The organism is Bradyrhizobium paxllaeri (assembly GCF_001693515.2).
Lineage (GTDB): Bacteria > Pseudomonadota > Alphaproteobacteria > Rhizobiales > Xanthobacteraceae > Bradyrhizobium > Bradyrhizobium paxllaeri.
This window is the reverse complement of sequence record NZ_CP042968.1, coordinates 3,834,422-3,851,889: the sequence shown is the minus strand read 5'-3', so window position 1 is coordinate 3,851,889 and position 17,468 is coordinate 3,834,422. Positions and strand designations below refer to the sequence as shown.

Below are 17,468 nucleotides of genomic sequence, written 5' to 3'. Positions count from 1 at the left end.
GCTCCGCCTGCGCCCGATTTCGGCCGAAACCCCGTCAAGCTTCGCACCGACCACACGTCGGATTCATCCACATTTTTGAAGAACGGTGCATAGCGGCGAGCTTTTGCTTCCGCTTTGCCCAGGACGGGCGCTTTATCGCGGCCCCTCTTGCGGAAACGCTGGCAACGCCGGAAACCAACTGCATAACCTGACGCCATGGCTCCGACTGATTCGAACGTTCTCAAGCTTGCTCCCGACGCGGGAACTCCCGCCTTCCGGAGCGCGCCGCACAATATCGAGGCGGAACAGAGCCTGCTGGGCGCCATCCTGGTCAATAACGACGCGTTCTACCGGGTTTCCGACTTTCTGGAATCGAAGCACTTCTTCGAGCCGATCCACCAGGCCATTTTCGAGACCGCCGGCAGCCTGATCAGGATGGGCAAGGTCGCGACGCCCGTGACGTTGAAAACCTTCCTGCCGGCCGACACCGATATCGGCGGCATGACGGTTGGCCAATACCTCGCGCGGCTGGCGGCGGAAGCCACCACGATCATCAACGCGCAGGATTACGGCCGCACGGTCTACGACATGTCGCTACGCCGCGACCTGATCCGGATCGGCGAGGACATGGTCAATGTCGCCTTCGACGCGCCGGTGGATTTTGCCCCGCGTGCGCAGATCGAGGACGCCGAGCGCCAACTCTACGAACTCGCTGAATCCGGCCGCTATGACGGCGGCTTCCAGCGCTTTGCGCAGGCGCTGACCACTGCCGTCGACATGGCGGCCAAGGCCTTCCAGCGCGACGGAAGCCTGTCGGGCGTTGCCACCGGCCTGCGCGACCTCGACACCAAGATGGGCGGCCTGCAGGCGTCCGACTTGATCATCCTCGCGGGCCGCCCCGGCATGGGCAAGACGTCGCTCGCCACCAACATCGCCTACAACATCGCCAGGGCGCATCGATCCGAAGTTCAGGCCGACGGCACGATGAAGACCGTCAATGGCGGCATCGTCGGCTTCTTCTCCTGCGAAATGTCCGGCGAGCAGCTCGCCACCCGTATTCTGGCCGAACAGACGAGCATTTCCTCCAGCATGATCCGCCGCGGCGGCATCAGCGAGGCCGACTTCGAGAAGATCCGCGATTACTCGATCGAATTGCAGTCACTGCCGCTCTATGTCGACGAAACCGGCGGCCTTTCGATTTCCGCACTGACCGCACGGGCGCGGCGGCTGAAACGGCAGAAGGGCCTCGACCTCATCGTGATCGACTACATCCAGCTGCTGCAGGGCTCGGGCAAGCGCTCGGACAACCGCGTGCAGGAAGTGACTGAAATCACCACCGGCCTGAAGGCACTTGCCAAGGAGCTCAACGTTCCCATCATCGCGCTGTCGCAGCTTTCGCGTCAGGTCGAAAACCGCGACGACAAGCGCCCGCAACTGGCCGACCTGCGTGAATCCGGTTCGATCGAGCAGGACGCCGACGTCGTGATCTTTGTGTATCGTGAGGAATATTACCTCCAGAACAAGGAGCCGCGCATCGGTACCCCCGAATACGAGAAGTGGCAGCTCGACATGTCGCTGGTGCACGGCAAGGCCGAAATCATCATCGCCAAGCAGCGCCATGGCCCGACCGGAACGGTGGACGTGCAGTTCGAGGGCCAGTTCACCCGGTTCAGCGATCTTGCGCATGACAGCAGTCTGCCCGATCGCAGCTATGAGCACTGAGTGCAGCAGTTGAACCGCAGCGTTCCGCCGCGTAAAACTGTGGCATGAACGTCGCTCCTGATCCCAAATCCATCCCGCAGGGCACCCTGCTCTCGCCCGAGGCGGGCCAAGCCGCGGCGCCCGCGACCGCAACCGGCGTGCTGACGGTCGATCTCGACGCCATCGTTGCCAACTGGCGCAAGCTCGAGAAGACGGCGGTACCGGCCGAATGCGCCGGTGTCGTCAAGGCGGACGGCTATGGCTGCGGCGCCGAGCAGGTGGCGCGCGCCCTCTCCAACGCCGGCTGCAAGACGTTTTTCGTCGCTACCCTCGATGAGGCCCGCGCGGTCCGCGCCGCGGTGCCGACCACGGCTGCGATCTATGTGCTTGGCGGCTTCTTCCAGAACACCGGCGACGCCTACGCCAAGATCGACTGCAAGCCGGTGATCGGCGACCTCAACGAGCTCGCCGAATGGGACGTGTTCTGCCGCCGCTCCGGCTGGTCGGGCGGCTCCGCTATCCATATCGATACCGGCATGAACCGGCTTGGCATGACCGTGACCGAGGCGCAGGGCATCGTCCCGCGCATCAATGCCGGGGACCACGGCATCACGCTCGTGATGAGCCACCTCGCCTCGGCGGAACTGCTCAACAATCCCGCCAATGCTAGGCAGCTCACGGCCTTCCGCGAGATCGCGAGCCTGTTCTCGGGCGTCCCGGCGTCGCTGGCGAATTCGTCCGGCATCTTTCTCGGCGCCCAGTTCCAGTTCGACATCGTGCGGCCGGGCTGTGCCCTCTACGGCATCAATCCGACACCGGAAGCCGACAACCCGATGCAGCCAGTCGTCGAGTTGAAGGCGCGCATCGTGCAGATTCGCAACATCGAGCGCGGGGATACCGTCGGCTATGGCGGCACCTGGACGGCGCGGCGTCCGACCCGAATAGCGATCGTCGCCGCGGGCTATGCCGACGGCTATTTCCGTGCTGCCAGCTCCAATGACGGCACCCGTGGCGCCGAGGTGGTGGTCGCGGGCAGGCGCTGCCCGATCGCGGGGCGGATTTCGATGGACCTGACGGCGGTCGACATCACCGATCTCGACAGGAACGCGGTGCGGCGCGGCCATATGGTGACGTTGATCGGCGAAGGCATCACGGTCGACGAACTCGCCCATCACTTCGGCACCATCGGCTACGAAGTGCTGACCAGCCTCGGCAGGCGTTACGCGCGAATCTACAAGGGCGGCAATGCCACTGGAGAGCCCCCGGCTCCGCCTCCAGCGGAGCCGGCTGCCGCATCCACCTAGTTATTGTTCTCTGTGTTGCTTCGCGGCGTGGTTGCCCTGTCCTACTGTTTCTTCCGGCTAGCCAACACTTGCCTGCAAGCATCGCTGAGTTGGTGCTGCTGCTTGTTCAGGCATGCGACGACACGGCCCCCACCGGGCGGCGTACCGGCGCAATATTTGTCATAGTCCGTCTTGCAGGCGCCGCGCGGGTCGGTGGTTTGAGCAACTGCAGATCCGGAGCATCCGATGGCGAGCACGAGAATGGCGAAGCGTAGTTTCGACATGGAGTCTCCAGGTGTCAGACGAAGCACAGTGATGCCAGCTAGCTCTACATGAAGATCGCGACCTTCAACATTAATAATGTCAACCGCCGCTTGCCGAACCTGTTGCGCTGGCTGCGCGCAGCAAAACCCGACGTCGTCGCCTTGCAGGAACTGAAATCGACCGATGCCGAGTTCCCGATTCAAGCGATCGAGAAGGCTGGCTATGGCGCGGTGTGGCGCGGACAGAAGACCTGGAACGGCGTTGCCATCCTGGCGCGCAACGCCGAGCCGGTACTGACGCGCACCGCCGTGCCCGGCGATCGCGACGATGACGAGGCCCGCTACATCGAGGCCGCAATTGGCGGCATCCTCGTCACCAGCATCTATCTGCCGAACGGCAATCCGCAGCCTGGACCCAAGTTCGACTACAAGCTCGACTGGTTCAAACGGCTGCGGTCGCATGCCGCAAAACTGCTCAAGCAGGATATCCCCGTGGTGCTGGCCGGCGACTACAATGTCGCGCCGACCGCATCAGATATCTATCCGACAAAGTCATGGGACAAGGACGCACTGATCCAGCCCAAGAGCCGTGCGGCGTTCAAGGCGCTGGTGGACCAGGGCTGGACGGACGCGATCCGGACCCTGCACCCGTCGAAACCGATGTTCACGTTCTGGGACTACAAGCGCAACCGCTGGCCGCGCGACGCCGGACTGCGGCTCGATCATCTGCTGCTCAGCCCCGCCATCGCGCCGCGCCTGATCAAAGCCGGCGTCGATCGCAAGATGCGCGGCGAGGAAGGCGCCAGCGACCACGCGCCGGCCTGGATCGTGCTCGGATAGAGCCGCGGCATCCGCCTAGGGCGCGACGGGCCGTTTGTTCGCACAAGCAGGCCGGACTTGTTATGCTTTCCGCAAGCTTCGAAAAAGAATCAAAAAAGAGACGGGGGAACGCGCGTGGAAATCTCGAGAACGATCGCAGCAATAGCCGCGCTTTTTTGTGTGCTCGTAAACGTTGGCGCAGCCGCCGACGACGATTACCCGTCCCGGCCGATCACGCTGACACATGGGTTTGGCGCCGGCGGCAATGCGGATGCGATCGCCCGTATCGTCGCCGACGGCCTTTCCCGGCGGCTCGGCAAACCCGTCATCGTCGAAGCCCGCCCGGGCGCCGGCGGCAACATTGCATCCGACCGCGCCGCCAAAGCCGCACCGGACGGCTATACGCTCATCATGCTGACGGGCGGCCACGCGGTCTCGGCGGCGATGTACAAGACGCTGCCGTTCGAGCCGGTCGAGGATTTCCAGATGATCTCGACGGTGGTGTTCTTTCCCTTCGTCGTCGCCGTCAAATCAAGCCACCGGTTTCAGACGCTTGCCGATCTGATTGCGGAGGCGAAAGCGAAACCGGACACGCTGACCTACAGCTCGGTCGGTGTCGGATCGACCCAGCATCTGGTCGGCGAATTGCTGTCGTCGATGGCCGGCATCAAGATGATCCACGTGCCCTACAAGGGCGGCGGCGGTCCCATCAACGATCTCCTCGGCGGCCAGATCGACATCCTGATCGACACGCTGACGATCACGGCCCCGCAACTCACTGCTGGAACGATACGAGGCCTCGGCGTGACCAGCGAAAAGCCGTGGTTTTCCATTCCCGCCGTGCCGCCGATCGCCGCAACCGTGCCGGACTATGCGGTCCGGTCCTGGCTCGGCATCGCTACAGCCAGGAACGTGCCTCAACCCGTCGTCGAGAAACTCAATCGCGAATTGCGCGCCGTGCTCGATATGCCTGACATCAGGGACAAGCTCCAGGCGATGGGCAACGAGGTCCGCAGCGGTTCGCCGGACGACATGCGCAGCATGGTCGCATCGGAGATATCCCGCTGGAAGCGGGTGATCGATAGCGCGGCGATTCCGAGACAATGATCCGCGCGCAGCAGATCAGCCCTTGCGCGTGTGGCCCCACGCCGCGTCCCAGTCTTCGCCCGCGGCATCGATGACGCGGCCGTCGGCCTCGAAGAATTTGTTCGGCACCTGGAAGATCGCGAGCATCAGCCCGCCTTGCGGGCACCAGGCGACGTGGCGGCTGCCCTCCTCGCGCCAGATGAATTCGCCGGCCTTGCATTCGATGCCCTGCGCCGGACCTTCCTTGTCGACGAGCGAACCCTCGAGCACGTAGGTCTGCTCGATGTTGACGTGTTCATGGTCGGGCAACACCGCGCCCGGCGCGAACCGCATCAGCGCCGTCATCAGGCCGGTCTTGCGATCGAACAGCAGCGTCTTGGCTTCGCAACCGGGAAAGCGGGTCTTCTGCCATTCCATGCTGTCGGGGCGGACCAGATGGGAATGCGTGTCTGCGGTCTGCGCGCCCTTCGGCGTCACGGCGTCCATGGCGATCCTCCGTTTGCTTGTTTTGACGCGATCCTAGCAGCTTTGCCTTTCGCCGCCAGCCGGCAGGTGTGCGCTGCGGCGACGCTGTCTTGCTCACACCCGCCACCGGTTATAGGATCGCCATATCCTGCCGCTCGCGCGGATCAAGGCTGAACATGGCAGCGCTGCAACAATCGCTCATCTGCAAGGGTTGCTGGGAGCAGATGCATGTGCCGGTGCCGCTTCGCGGCGTAGCCTCGGCGCCTTTTCGTGCGTTCGGCATTCGTCCGAGCCGGATGAATCCCAATACCTGCACCATCTGCGAGCTGATGTTCACGAAGGTGATGCGGGCCCGCAAGATCACCATCGACGCGACCATCATGTTTGCCGACCTGCGCGGCTACACCAGCCTGTCGCAGTCGCAATCGGCTGATGCGGTTTCCGGACTGCTCGACGCATTCTACGATGAATGCGCCAACGCGATCTGGGAGCACGAGGGACTGCTCAACAAGACCATCGGCGACGCCGTGATGGCGGTCTTCAATTTTCCCTTGAAGCGGCAGGAGCATGCCAGAAACGCCGTGCTCGCCGCGCGCGACATCCAGGCCAACTGGCGCGATCGGCGCGAGAGCCTTGTCCGGGCGCACGACCTCTCTTCCAGCGATCTCGGGATCGGCATCGGCATCCATACGGGCGAACTCAGCTTCGGCGAGTTCGGTCGCTCGCATCGCGACCTGACGGCGATCGGCACCGTCGTCAACACCGCCTCCCGGGCCCAGTCGGTTGCCGAAGCCGACCAGATCCTGGTGACCAAGGCGGTGTTTGACCGCGCCCAACCAGATTTGAAGAACAGTCATTCGAAGGCATTCCAGCTCAAGGGGTTCAACGCGCCGGTTGAGCTCTACGCTGCCTAGCGCAACCGGTGCGAGGCCGCTCTCACCAAAGATTTTTGCCATCAATCACCGTCACCGTTACCGCGTCGAGATCGAAATCATCGAACAGGTGCGAATTGACGGCGACCTTGGGATTGTCGAAGTCCGGCTTGCCGCTCGGCGATTCCGAATAGGTGCCGCAGCCGCAACTGGCGCAGAAATGATGTTTGACGGTGCGGCTGCCCCACAATAGGTCGCAACATTTTCCGGCGGCGATGTCAGGCGGAACTGGGCCGGGGTGTAGTAGGCCCACAACGCGCCGCGCTTGGAACACAGCGAGCAGGTGCAGCGTGTCACCTCCACCGGCGGCTCGTTCACCTCGAATTGTGTCTGGCCGCAATGGCAGCTTCCCTTGATCGGCACGATCGGCTCCTTTCCCTGTATCGCCTAGACGTCGTAACCTGATCCTGCTGCCACCATGGTGTCAGCAGCAGAGAAACGTGAAAGACAGCAACTTTGGGCTTCCTTTTTGTCCTTATTGTCGGGCTCATCGCCGGCACCATCTCGGGCATCGTCGGCACCGGCTCGTCGATCATGCTGATGCCGGTACTGGTCTATCAATACGGGCCCAAGGAAGCGGTGCCGATCATGGCGGTGGCGGCCGTGATGGCGAATTTCTCGCGCATCCTCGCCTGGTGGCGCGAGGTCGACTGGCGCGCCTGTCTTGCCTACTCGGTCACGGGGATTCCGGCCGCCGCGCTTGGCGCGCGAACGCTACTCGTGCTGCCCTCGCACGCCGTCGATATCACGATCGGCGTGTTTCTCATCGCGATGGTGCCGGTGCGGCACTGGCTCGCCCGGCACCAGCTTAAAGCACGCCTCTGGCACCTTGCGGTCGGTGGCGCCATCATCGGCTATCTCACCGGCATCGTGGCATCGACCGGCCCGCTCAGCGTGCCGCTGTTTCTGTTCTACGGGTTGACCAAGGGCGCCTTCCTCGCCACCGAAGCCGCAAGCTCGCTCGGCCTCTACTTAAGCAAGTCGGTCACGTTCGAACGTTTCGGCGCGCTGACGCCAGATATTGCGCTGAAAGGTCTGATCGCCGGCTCCTCGCTCATGTTTGGCGCCTTCATCGCCAAGCGCTTCGTGCTGCATCTTCAGCCCGACGTCTTCAGGTTGTTGATGGACGGCATCATGCTGGCCGCCGGTCTCACGCTGCTGTGGACCGCATTTTCGTAAAGATTCGGCGCTGACAGCCTGAACCATTCGCCAGCAATGGCCGACCAAGTGACGCGTGTCACATCCATTCGGCAAGGCCGAACGCTGGAACGGCGGGCTGCCGACAACGATGGTGCCGGGCTCGGCCGTGCCGTTCGTGTCGGTGAAATAGAGATCGACCATGCGGACAGCCCTCACAATCGCGCTCGCGAGCATTCTTGCCGTGCTCGCGGCGCAAACATCCTCGCGCGCCGCGCAGACATTTGATGGGCTGTGGGCCACAAGCCGGAAAGATTGCCGCGACAAGGATGGGCCTGACAGCAAGACGTTCATCGACCTCGAGAACGTGATCAAAGGCAAGCCGGCGCCGCTCGTCGATCAATATGAAAATCATTGCCGGGTCGACCGCAAGGCGCCAGCCGGCGACGGATTGGTGCTGTCGACGACCTGTTTCGAATTCTGGGACGACTACAACAAGGGCGCGAACGGTCGGAAAGTGACGATCAGGCTGTCACCCGGTCCAAACGACACGCTCAAAATCGACGGCAAGCCCTATCTGCTTTGCAAGCGCAAGAGCGACCTCCCCAAGAACCGGTAATCATTGGGATTCGCCGATCCCGTCCGGATCCATGCCGCGCGGGCAACTGATGTTCAAATTTGCTCGACGGCCTGACTACCGCAACGTTTATCGGATATGACGCCGTGGATCGGTGGCCGCGCCTTCTCAGACGTGCCACTCTGATCGACGAGACCGTGCAAGTTGCACGGCTCGATTCTCGACGGGGAGAATGCGTCTTGAGCGTGATGGTGGAAACGGCTGATGCCCCCTATCCGGGCGACCAGCGAACCGGACGAAACGAAGCCCGGCAAGACACCCTGAAATTCGCGGAAGCCGCCCTTACCGACAGCAAGCGCGAGGGCCTGCTGCTTGCCGTCCGCGCCCGTTGGGTCGCGCTGGCGGTCACGGCCCTGACCTTGCCGATCATCAACCCGAACTGGGACGTGATCTACTACGTCGTGATGCTGGGCTTCTTTGCCCTGATCGGGTGGGCTCAGCTCAAGGTCGGCAAGGTCGGCCGTTCGCCGCTCGAGGTTTTCCTGATCATCTGCGACCTCGCGCTGCTGACCTTCCTCACCGTCGTCCCCAATCCGTGGAGCGACCTTAACTGGCCGATCGGAATGCAATTCCGGTTCGACAGTTTCATCTATTTCTTCATCTTCCTTTCGACCGCCACCCTCGCCTATTCGTGGCGGACCGTCGTCGCGATGGGCGGGTGGACCGCTGCCCTGTGGGCTCTTGCCGTCGGCTGGGCCTACCTGCAGCCGGAAAGCCATGCCGCGCTGTCGGCACGCGTCAAGGAAGCCATTGGCGCCGATATTCGCATGTTCGAGATTCTCGATCCCTCCTCGATCGGCTTCGGCGCCCGGTTCCAGCAAGTCACCGTATTCATCATCGTGGCCGCAATCCTGGCGCTGGCGGTACGCCGTTCGAATGCGCTCCTGATCAGCCACGCCGGGCTCGAACGTGAGCGCGCCAACCTCGCGCGTTATTTCTCTCCCAACGTCGTCAACGAACTGTCCGGCAATGACGAGCCGCTCACGCGGGTTCGCACCCAGGACGTCGCAGTGCTGTTTGCCGATATCGTGGGCTTCACCGCCTACGCCGATGGGCGAGACCCGAACGACGTCATCGAGACGCTGCGGCAATTCCATGAACGGATGGAAAGAGAAGTATTCCAGCACGGCGGAACGCTCGACAAGTACCTCGGCGACGGCCTGATGGCGACGTTCGGCACGCCATTTGCCGGCGATTCCGACGCACTGAACGCGTTGCGTTGCGCGAGGGGCATGATCGCCTCGATCGCCGAGTTGAACAGAGAACGGCAGAATCGCAACGAGCCGCCGATCCAGGTCAGCGTCGGATTGCACTACGGACAGGTCGTGCTGGGCGATATCGGCCTCAACCGGCTCGAATTCGCCGTGATCGGCACCACCGTGAATGCAGCGAGCCGCCTCGAGGCGCTGACCCGCGAATTCGGCTGCGCCATCGTCGTCAGCGACGCGCTGATCCAGCAGGCCCGCACCGAAACCAACCCGTCGAGCGCCGACTTCGCGTTGCTGGTCGAGCAGCCGGCGCAGAGCATTCGTGGACTTGAGCAGCCGGTTGGCATCTGGACGTGTGCGGGCGCCGCTTCCTGATGTTCCCCACGCGTGCGATGGATGTATCGGCACTCATCACGCCACACGGCGTCTTTCCGTGCTAAGTAGTGCCGCCCGTTCCACCGAGTCTGCTATTCCCCATCATGGCCAAATCCACCCTCTCCTTTGTCTGCCAGAACTGCGGCGCGGCGTATAATCGCTGGCAGGGCAAGTGCGAGTCCTGCGGCGAGTGGAACACGCTGGCCGAAGAGGACACGTCTGGTAGCGTGCCGGTGTCGATCCGTTCGAAGCGCAGGGGCCGGACGTTTGCGCTGGAATCGCTGACCGGCAAGAGCAACGACGCCCCTCGCCTGTCCTCCGGCATGACGGAGCTCGATCGCGTCACCGGCGGCGGCTTTGTCCGCGGCTCCGTCCTTCTGGTCGGCGGCGACCCCGGCATCGGCAAGTCGACGCTGCTGACGCAGGCCACCAGCATGCTGGCGCGCGCCGGGCATCGTGCAGTCTACATATCGGGTGAAGAGGCCGTGGCGCAGGTGCGGCTGCGCGCGGAGCGGCTGGGGCTGGCGGATGCGCCGGTGCAGCTGGCCGCCGAGACCTCGGTCGAGGATATCGTCTCGACCCTGTCGGAAGGCGCGGTGCCGCGCCTGATCGTGATCGATTCCATCCAGACCATGTGGACCGATACGGTGGAATCGGCGCCGGGAACGGTGACACAGGTCCGCGCCTCGGCGCAGGCGCTCATTCGATTCGCCAAGAAATCCGGTGCGGCGATCATCCTGGTCGGGCACGTCACCAAGGACGGCCAGATCGCAGGCCCCCGCGTGGTCGAGCACATGGTCGACGCAGTGTTGTCGTTCGAGGGCGAAGGCTCGCAACATTTCCGCATTTTGCGCGCGATGAAGAATCGTTTCGGGCCGACTGACGAGATCGGGGTGTTCGAGATGACAGGCTTGGGCCTGCGCGAGGTCTCCAACCCCTCCGAATTGTTCCTTTCTGAACGCGATCTGGGCAGTCCGGGCACGGCGGTTTTTGCCGGAATCGAAGGCACCCGCCCCGTTCTGGTGGAATTACAAGCCTTGGTGGCGCCGACCACGCTGGGCACGCCCCGGCGGGCCGTGGTGGGCTGGGACCCGAGCCGGCTGTCGATGGTGCTGGCGGTGCTGGAGGCCCATTGCGGGGTCAAATTGTCCGGCTACGACGTCTATCTGAACGTGGCGGGCGGCCTGCGGATCCAGGAGCCTGCGGCCGACCTCGCGGCGGCAGCCGCCCTGGTGTCGTCGTTGGTAAACGCGCCGTTACCGACGGATGCGGTCTATTTCGGCGAGATTTCGCTCTCCGGCGCGGTCCGGCCGGTGGCGCAAACCTCGGCGCGTCTGAAAGAGGCCGCCAAACTGGGATTTGGACGCGCCGTTCTGCCCGAATCGGCCCGCGGCGAGATCGGCAGCGACGGCGGCCTGGCGCTAAACAGCGTCGGCGGACTGACCAGCCTGGTTGCCGAAATCGCGGCGCGCGGCACGCCGAGAGGCAACCGGGACGCCAGTCGCGAGGGTGTGACGGAGAAAAATGCCACACCGTCGCGATTCCGTCGTGAAAACAGCTAAAGCGGCGTGACGCGCCCCGCCCTCGCCGCTATACAACGCGCGCGAAAGGCGGACCGGGATGGCACGATATCCGGCCTTGCGGGATGCGCCGTCTGCCCCTCTCTTGGGGGAGTTCTGACCCGCCGATTCGCTGCTTTGAGAACTGACGAGCGGACCTGACCAGCCGATGCCCGTAACGATACTCGATCTCGTCCTGCTCGGAGTGATGCTGATTTCGGGGCTGCTCGCCATGGTGCGCGGCTTCATGCGCGAAATCCTGTCGATCGCGGCCTGGGGCGCGGCGGCGCTGGTGACACTCTATGCGTTCACGAAGCTGATGCCATCCGCCAGGGCCTATTTTGGCAGCGAAACGATCGCGGCCGTGGTGGTGGTGGCGGGCACTTTCATCGGCACCCTGATCGTGGTCTCCGTGATCACGGTGCGAATCTCCGACATGATCCTGGATTCCCGGATCGGCGCGCTGGATCGCACGCTCGGCTTCCTGTTCGGCCTCGGCCGCGGCCTCCTGATCGTGGTAGTCGCTTTCCTGTTCTTTAGCTGGCTGGTCCCGGACAAGCAGCGGCCGGACTGGATCACCGGTGCGAAGTCCCGGGTGGTGCTGCAGGGAACCGGGGATTGGTTAATGTCGCTCTTGCCTGACGACCCCGAGAACACCATCTTAAAACGATTCAAGAAGAATAAACCGGAAGACGACCAAACTGACGCCGACCAGGCAGCCCCTGCGTCTGGCGATGGCTACAGTAAACCTGCCCGCGACAGCCTTAAAAAGCTGATCGAGAAACCCGCGGGCCGCTAATTCTGGCCAAGATAGAGAGGCGATGGACGCGATGCAAAACCCTTCCGATCCCGCCGGCCAACTCGATCTGAATCCCGGTATCGAGTTGCAGGACGATCTCGAAGGCGACACGCTACGCGAGGAATGCGGCGTGTTCGGCATTTTCGGCCACCCTGAGGCTGCCGCCATCACGGCACTCGGACTACACGCTCTCCAGCATCGCGGCCAGGAAGCCGCCGGCATCGTCTCATTCGACGGCAGCCGCTTCCATTCCGAACGTCGGCTCGGTCTCGTCGGCGACACCTTCTCCCGCCGTGAGGTGATCGAGCGCCTGCCCGGCATTATGGCCGTCGGCCATGTCCGCTATTCCACGACCGGCGGCACCATCCTGCGCAACGTCCAGCCGCTGTTTGCCGAGCTCAGCGCCGGCGGCTTCGCGGTCGGCCACAACGGCAACCTCACCAACGGCCTGACGCTGCGCCGCGAGCTGGTGAAGGGCGGCGCCATGATGCAGTCGACCACGGACACCGAGGTCATCCTGCATCTGGTCGCGCAATCCAAGCGCAGCCGTTTCATCGACCGCTTCATCGAGTCGCTGCGCGCGATCGAAGGCGCTTACGCGCTGGTCGCGCTGACGAACAAGAAGCTGATCGGTGCGCGCGATCCGCTCGGCATTCGGCCGCTGGTGCTGGGCGATCTCGACGGCCGTCCGATCCTGACCTCGGAAACCTGTGCGCTCGACATGATCGGCGCCAAATATGTCCGCGACGTCGAGCCCGGCGAGATCATCGTGTTCGACGAGACCGGCGCGCACAGCCACAAGCCGTTCCCGCCGAAGCCGCCGCGGCCCTGCATCTTCGAATACATCTATTTCGCGCGGCCGGATTCCATCGTCGGCGGCCGTTCGGTCTACGACGTCCGAAAAGCCTTCGGCGCGCAGCTCGCGCGCGAAAGCCATCCCGATGTCGACGTCGTGGTGCCGGTGCCGGATTCCGGCGTGCCCGCAGCCGTCGGCTACAGCCAGTTTTCCGGCGTGCCGTTCGAACTCGGCATCATCCGCAACCACTATGTCGGCCGCACCTTCATCCAGCCGACCCAGAGCGTTCGCGAACTCGGCGTGCGCATGAAGCATTCGGCCAACCGCGCCGCGATCGAAGGCAAGCGCATCATCCTGATCGACGATTCGCTGGTGCGCGGCACCACGTCCAAGAAGATCGTCCGCATGATGCGCGACGCGGGCGCCCGCGAGGTGCATTTCCGGCTCGCTTCGCCCCCGATCCTCTATCCCGATTATTACGGCATCGACCTGCCGGACCGCGGCGGCCTGCTCGCCGCGACCCACTCGCTGGAGGAAATGCGCGAGATCATCGGCGCGGATTCACTGGCGTTCCTGTCGATCGACGGCATGTATCGCGCCATGGGCGAACCGGGCCGCGATCCCGCCAATCCGAAATTCTCGGACCACTGCTTCACCGGCACCTACCCGACCCACCTCACCGACCAGACCCAGGTCGAGCCGCAGCCCCGGCAATTGTCGCTGCTGGCGGAAGCGAGCTGACGCGAAGCGTCATTCCGGGGCGATGCGAAGCATCGAACCCGGAATCTCGAGATAATAAAACTCCAGTTTCTAAGCTCCAGATTCCGGGTCTGGCCCTTCGGGCCATCCCGGAATGACGATGCTTTTCTTGCCCTCGGGCTTGTCCCGGCCATCCACGTCTGTAATACCCCGCCGCAAAGACGTGGATGCTCGGAACAAGTCCAGGCATGACGAAAGTGGCACATCATGACCAAACCCCTCGCCTCCCGCATCGCGCTCGTCACGGGTGCCTCACGCGGCATTGGCTATGCGACGGCCCGCGCGCTCGCCCGTGCCGGCGCGCACATCGTTGCCATCGCACGCACGCAAGGCGGCCTTGAGGAACTCGACGACGAGATCCGCAAGGACGGTGGCAGCGCCACGCTGGTGCCGCTCAACCTCACCGACTTCGACGGCATCGCGCGGCTCGGCGCAGCGCTGCATGAGCGTCACGGCAAGCTCGACATTCTCATCGGCAACGCCGGTATCGCCGGTCCGTCCTCGCCGCTCGGGCATATCGAGCTGAAGCCGTGGAACGACGTCATCGCAGTGAACGTCACCGCGAACTTCCAGCTCATCCGCTGCATGGATCCGCTGCTCAGAGTCTCGGACGCCGGCCGCGCCGTGTTCGTCACTTCGGGCGCCGCCAGCAAGGCCAACGCATACCAGGGCCCCTACGCCGCCTCGAAGGCCGCACTGGATACGCTGGTGCGCTCCTGGGCCAACGAGACCGTGAGCACAAAACTGCGCGTCAACCTGTTCAGCCCCGGCCCGATCCGCACCCGCATGCGCGCCAGCATCTTTCCCGGCGAAGATCCGATGACATTGGACACGCCGGAACAGGCCGCGGAATTCATCGTGCCGATGTGCGCGCCGGAGTGGAGCGAGACGGGCAAGCTCTACGACTACAAGACGCGGACACTGATGAGCTTCCGCGCGCCGGAGTAAGCTTTCGCAAGCTCCTCGCCGTCATTGCGAGCTCCGCTCGCAACGACGGCGTTCAACCGTTGACACCCATTCCTCCCCACGATTGACTGCCATCCCAAGCGGGATAACCCGCCAAGAAAAACCATCGGGAGGCACTCATGACGCCGACGCGTAATCGCGCCCGCCAAAATCTCTCCAGAGCTATTTCCGCCTGCTTCACCGCCGCAATGCTGATTGCAGCGCCCGCACCGTCGCACGCCGGCGATATCCCGACCTTTGCGGTCGATGCGTCCTGGCCAAAACCGCTGCCGAACAACTGGATCCTGGGCCAGGTCGGCGGCATCACCGTCGATGCGCAGGGTCATATCTGGGTCATTCATCGTCCGCGTTCGCTGACCGACGACGAAAAGGGCGCGGCGCTGACCCCGCCCCGCTCAAAGTGCTGCGTCTCGGCGCCGCCGGTGCTGGAGTTCGACGCCGACGGCAATCTCTTGCGCTCCTGGGGCGGCCCCGGCGAAGGCTATGAATGGGTCGGCCGCGAGCATGGCATCGAAGTGGACGAGAAAGGTTTCGTGTGGGTTGGCGGCAATGCCGACAACGACAATGCGATCCTGAAATTCACATCCGACGGCAAGTTCGTGATGCAGATCGGTAAGATCGCGCCGAGCAAGGGCAGCGCCGATACCACGCAACTCGGCAAGCCCGCGGAGACCGCGGTCGACAAGGACGCCAACGAAATCTTCGTCGCCGACGGTTACGGCAATCGCCGCGTCATCGTGTTCGACGCCACGTCAGGCGCCTACAAGCGGCACTGGGGCGCCTACGGCAAACCACCGAGCGACGAGAAACAGCCGCCCTACGATCCCAACGGACCGGCCCCGCAGCAATTCGCCAACCCCGTGCATTGCGTGAAACTCGCCAACGATGGGTTGCTCTACGTCTGCGACCGCATGAACAACCGTATTCAGGTTTTCAGGAAAGATGGAACCTTCGTTAAGGAATGGTTTTACGAAAAGAACACGCGCGGCAACGGTGCCGTGTGGGATATCGCGATCTGGCCCGACCCGAAGCAGACCTATCTGCTGAGCGCCGACGGCGAGAACAATGAAGTCCGGGTGCTCAAACGGGACGATGGTACCGTAGTCGGCAGTTTTGGCCGCAGCGGCCGCAATGCCGGGCAGTTCCACTGGGTTCACGCCATGGCCGTGGATGCCAAGGGCAATGTCTATACAGCCGAGGTCGATACCGGGAAGCGGATCCAGAAATTCAAACTGACCTCGGACGCGCTACGATAGGTGCATTGCCCGCGCTTTCGAGAAAGACTATCGCAAACTGCTGGCAGGTTCCGAAAAGAGAGCCGGCGAACAACCATTTCAGGAGGAATATACAATGACAACCAGAATTGCGCGGCGCTTGGCCGCCTCCGTGGCGCTTGCCGCCCTTACCCTCGCGACGCCAGCACTGGCCCAGGACAAGACCGTAAAGATCGGCGTGCTCAACGACATGTCGAGCCTCTATGCCGACATCGGCGGCCCCAATTCGGTGGCTGCGGTCAAGATGGCGGTCGAGGATTCCGGTCTCACCAAGAAGGGCTGGAAGATCGACGTCGTCAGCGGCGACCATCAGAACAAGCCCGATATCGGCGTCAACATCGCGCGGCAATGGATCGACGCCGACAAGGTGGACGCGGTCGCGGATACGCCGAACTCGGGCGTTGCACTCGCCGTGAGCAATCTGGTGAAGGAAAAGAACTCGGTGCTGCTCAACTCGGGCGCAGCCACCGCCGACCTCACAGGCAAGGCCTGCAATCCCAACACCATCTCCTTCACCTATGACACCTACATGCTCGCCAACGGCACCGGCAAGGCGCTGACCAAGGCCGGCGGCGACACCTGGTTCTTCCTCACCGCCGACTACGCCTTCGGCCATGCGCTGGAGCGCGACACCGGCAATGTCGTCACCCAGACCGGCGGCAAGGTGTTGGGCGCCGTCAGGCATCCGCTCAACACCTCGGACTTCTCCTCCTTCCTGCTGCAGGCGCAGTCCTCGAAGGCCAAGGTCATCGGCCTTGCCAATGCCGGCGGCGACACCACCAACTCGATCAAGCAGGCAGCCGAATTCGGCATCGTCCAGGGCGGTCAGAAACTCGCCGCGCTGCTGCTCTTCATCAACGACGTGCATGCGCTCGGCCTGAAGACCGCGCAGGGCCTGACGTTCACCGAATCGTTCTACTGGGATCTCAACGACAACACCCGCGAATGGTCGAAGCGCTTCCAGAAGCTCTCGCCGAAGGGCTCGATGCCCTCGATGACCGTCGCCGGCCTCTATGCGGGGATCCTGCATTACCTGAAGGCGATGGAAGCGCTCGGCGGCAACCCGCATGACGGCGCCAAGGTTGTCGCCAAGATGAAGGAACTGCCGACCGACGATCCGCTGTTCGGCAAGGGTCCGCTGCGCGCCGACGGCCGCCGTCTCATTCCGGCCTATCTGTTCGAGGTGAAGAAGCCGGAAGAGTCGAAGGGACCGTGGGACTACTACAAGCTGGTCGCCACCATCGCGCCGGAGGATGCCGCCAAGCCGCTCGAAGCCAGCGATTGCCCGCTGGTGAAGAAGTGACGACGTAGTCGTCATTCCGGGATGGCGCGACAGCGCCAGACCCGGAATCTCGAGATTCCGGGTTCGCGCTTCGCGCGCCCCGGAATGACCGGATGTTATCGAAAGCGAATTGCCGTAGGGTGGGCAA

At 63.4% G+C, this 17,468-nt stretch carries 16 protein-coding genes and 1 pseudogene; 14 read left to right on the top strand and 3 right to left on the bottom strand.

Annotated features, from left to right (window positions below; genetic code table 11):
* The first annotated feature begins 195 nt into the window (after positions 1-195).
* Both LMTR21_RS18335 and alr read left to right on the top strand, forming a co-directional pair.
* Positions 196-1,701 (top strand): replicative DNA helicase, encoded by a 1,506-nt coding sequence (locus LMTR21_RS18335; RefSeq protein ID WP_065755087.1) that lies wholly within the window; start codon positions 196-198, stop codon positions 1,699-1,701.
* Between the two features lie 44 nt (positions 1,702-1,745).
* Entirely contained in the window at positions 1,746-2,984 is a 1,239-nt protein-coding gene (gene alr, locus LMTR21_RS18330) for an alanine racemase (protein WP_065755088.1), read from the top strand.
* Between the two features lie 41 nt (positions 2,985-3,025).
* Here the strand turns inward: alr and LMTR21_RS18325 are convergent, their stop codons facing one another.
* Positions 3,026-3,247 (bottom strand): cysteine rich repeat-containing protein, encoded by a 222-nt coding sequence (locus LMTR21_RS18325; protein WP_084030841.1) that lies wholly within the window; start codon positions 3,245-3,247, stop codon positions 3,026-3,028.
* 48 nt (positions 3,248-3,295) lie between these two features.
* On the opposite strand from LMTR21_RS18325, the gene LMTR21_RS18320 reads away from it, so the two are divergent.
* The gene (locus LMTR21_RS18320) at positions 3,296-4,066 is read left to right on the top strand and encodes an exodeoxyribonuclease III (RefSeq protein ID WP_065755089.1); all 771 of its coding nucleotides are present in this window, start codon (positions 3,296-3,298) and stop codon (positions 4,064-4,066) included.
* Between the two features lie 159 nt (positions 4,067-4,225).
* Positions 4,226-5,152, top strand: a complete 927-nt coding sequence (locus LMTR21_RS18315; protein WP_187399369.1) for a tripartite tricarboxylate transporter substrate binding protein — start codon at positions 4,226-4,228, stop codon at positions 5,150-5,152.
* 15 nt (positions 5,153-5,167) lie between these two features.
* Here LMTR21_RS18315 and LMTR21_RS18310 read toward each other — a convergent pair whose 3' ends face one another.
* Entirely contained in the window at positions 5,168-5,617 is a 450-nt protein-coding gene (locus tag LMTR21_RS18310) for a cupin domain-containing protein (RefSeq protein ID WP_057840695.1), read from the bottom strand.
* A gap of 164 nt (positions 5,618-5,781) precedes the next feature.
* On the opposite strand from LMTR21_RS18310, the gene LMTR21_RS18305 reads away from it, so the two are divergent.
* The gene (locus LMTR21_RS18305; protein WP_065755305.1) at positions 5,782-6,510 is read left to right on the top strand and encodes an adenylate/guanylate cyclase domain-containing protein; all 729 of its coding nucleotides are present in this window, start codon (positions 5,782-5,784) and stop codon (positions 6,508-6,510) included.
* Positions 6,511-6,532: 22 nt separating this feature from the next.
* On the opposite strand, the pseudogene LMTR21_RS18300 reads toward LMTR21_RS18305, so the two are convergent.
* Positions 6,533-6,891: pseudogene (locus tag LMTR21_RS18300) on the bottom strand (GFA family protein).
* Positions 6,892-6,984: 93 nt separating this feature from the next.
* Here LMTR21_RS18300 and LMTR21_RS18295 point away from each other — a divergent pair.
* The 9 genes from LMTR21_RS18295 (at position 6,985) to LMTR21_RS18255 (ending at position 17,341) form a co-directional block, all read left to right on the top strand.
* The gene (locus LMTR21_RS18295) at positions 6,985-7,707 is read left to right on the top strand and encodes a sulfite exporter TauE/SafE family protein (protein ID WP_065755091.1); all 723 of its coding nucleotides are present in this window, start codon (positions 6,985-6,987) and stop codon (positions 7,705-7,707) included.
* 160 nt (positions 7,708-7,867) lie between these two features.
* Positions 7,868-8,284, top strand: coding sequence for a hypothetical protein (locus LMTR21_RS18290; protein WP_065755092.1), 417 nt, complete (start codon positions 7,868-7,870; stop codon positions 8,282-8,284).
* Positions 8,285-8,490: 206 nt separating this feature from the next.
* The gene (locus tag LMTR21_RS18285; RefSeq protein ID WP_065755093.1) at positions 8,491-9,885 is read left to right on the top strand and encodes an adenylate/guanylate cyclase domain-containing protein; all 1,395 of its coding nucleotides are present in this window, start codon (positions 8,491-8,493) and stop codon (positions 9,883-9,885) included.
* A 104-nt stretch (positions 9,886-9,989) separates the two neighbouring features.
* Positions 9,990-11,447 (top strand): DNA repair protein RadA, encoded by a 1,458-nt coding sequence (radA, locus tag LMTR21_RS18280; RefSeq protein WP_065755094.1) that lies wholly within the window; start codon positions 9,990-9,992, stop codon positions 11,445-11,447.
* A gap of 166 nt (positions 11,448-11,613) precedes the next feature.
* Entirely contained in the window at positions 11,614-12,243 is a 630-nt protein-coding gene (locus LMTR21_RS18275; protein WP_065755095.1) for a CvpA family protein, read from the top strand.
* A 31-nt stretch (positions 12,244-12,274) separates the two neighbouring features.
* Positions 12,275-13,780, top strand: a complete 1,506-nt coding sequence (gene purF, locus LMTR21_RS18270) for an amidophosphoribosyltransferase (protein WP_065755306.1) — start codon at positions 12,275-12,277, stop codon at positions 13,778-13,780.
* A gap of 225 nt (positions 13,781-14,005) precedes the next feature.
* A complete protein-coding gene (locus LMTR21_RS18265; protein WP_065755096.1) occupies positions 14,006-14,746 on the top strand; it encodes an SDR family NAD(P)-dependent oxidoreductase in 741 nt (246 codons plus the stop codon).
* A 137-nt stretch (positions 14,747-14,883) separates the two neighbouring features.
* Positions 14,884-16,020 carry an NHL repeat-containing protein gene (locus tag LMTR21_RS18260; protein WP_065755097.1) on the top strand — a complete coding sequence of 379 codons (1,137 nt, stop codon included), beginning with the start codon at positions 14,884-14,886 and terminating at the stop codon, positions 16,018-16,020.
* Between the two features lie 94 nt (positions 16,021-16,114).
* Positions 16,115-17,341 (top strand): ABC transporter substrate-binding protein, encoded by a 1,227-nt coding sequence (locus LMTR21_RS18255; RefSeq protein WP_065755098.1) that lies wholly within the window; start codon positions 16,115-16,117, stop codon positions 17,339-17,341.
* Positions 17,342-17,468 lie beyond the last annotated feature (127 nt).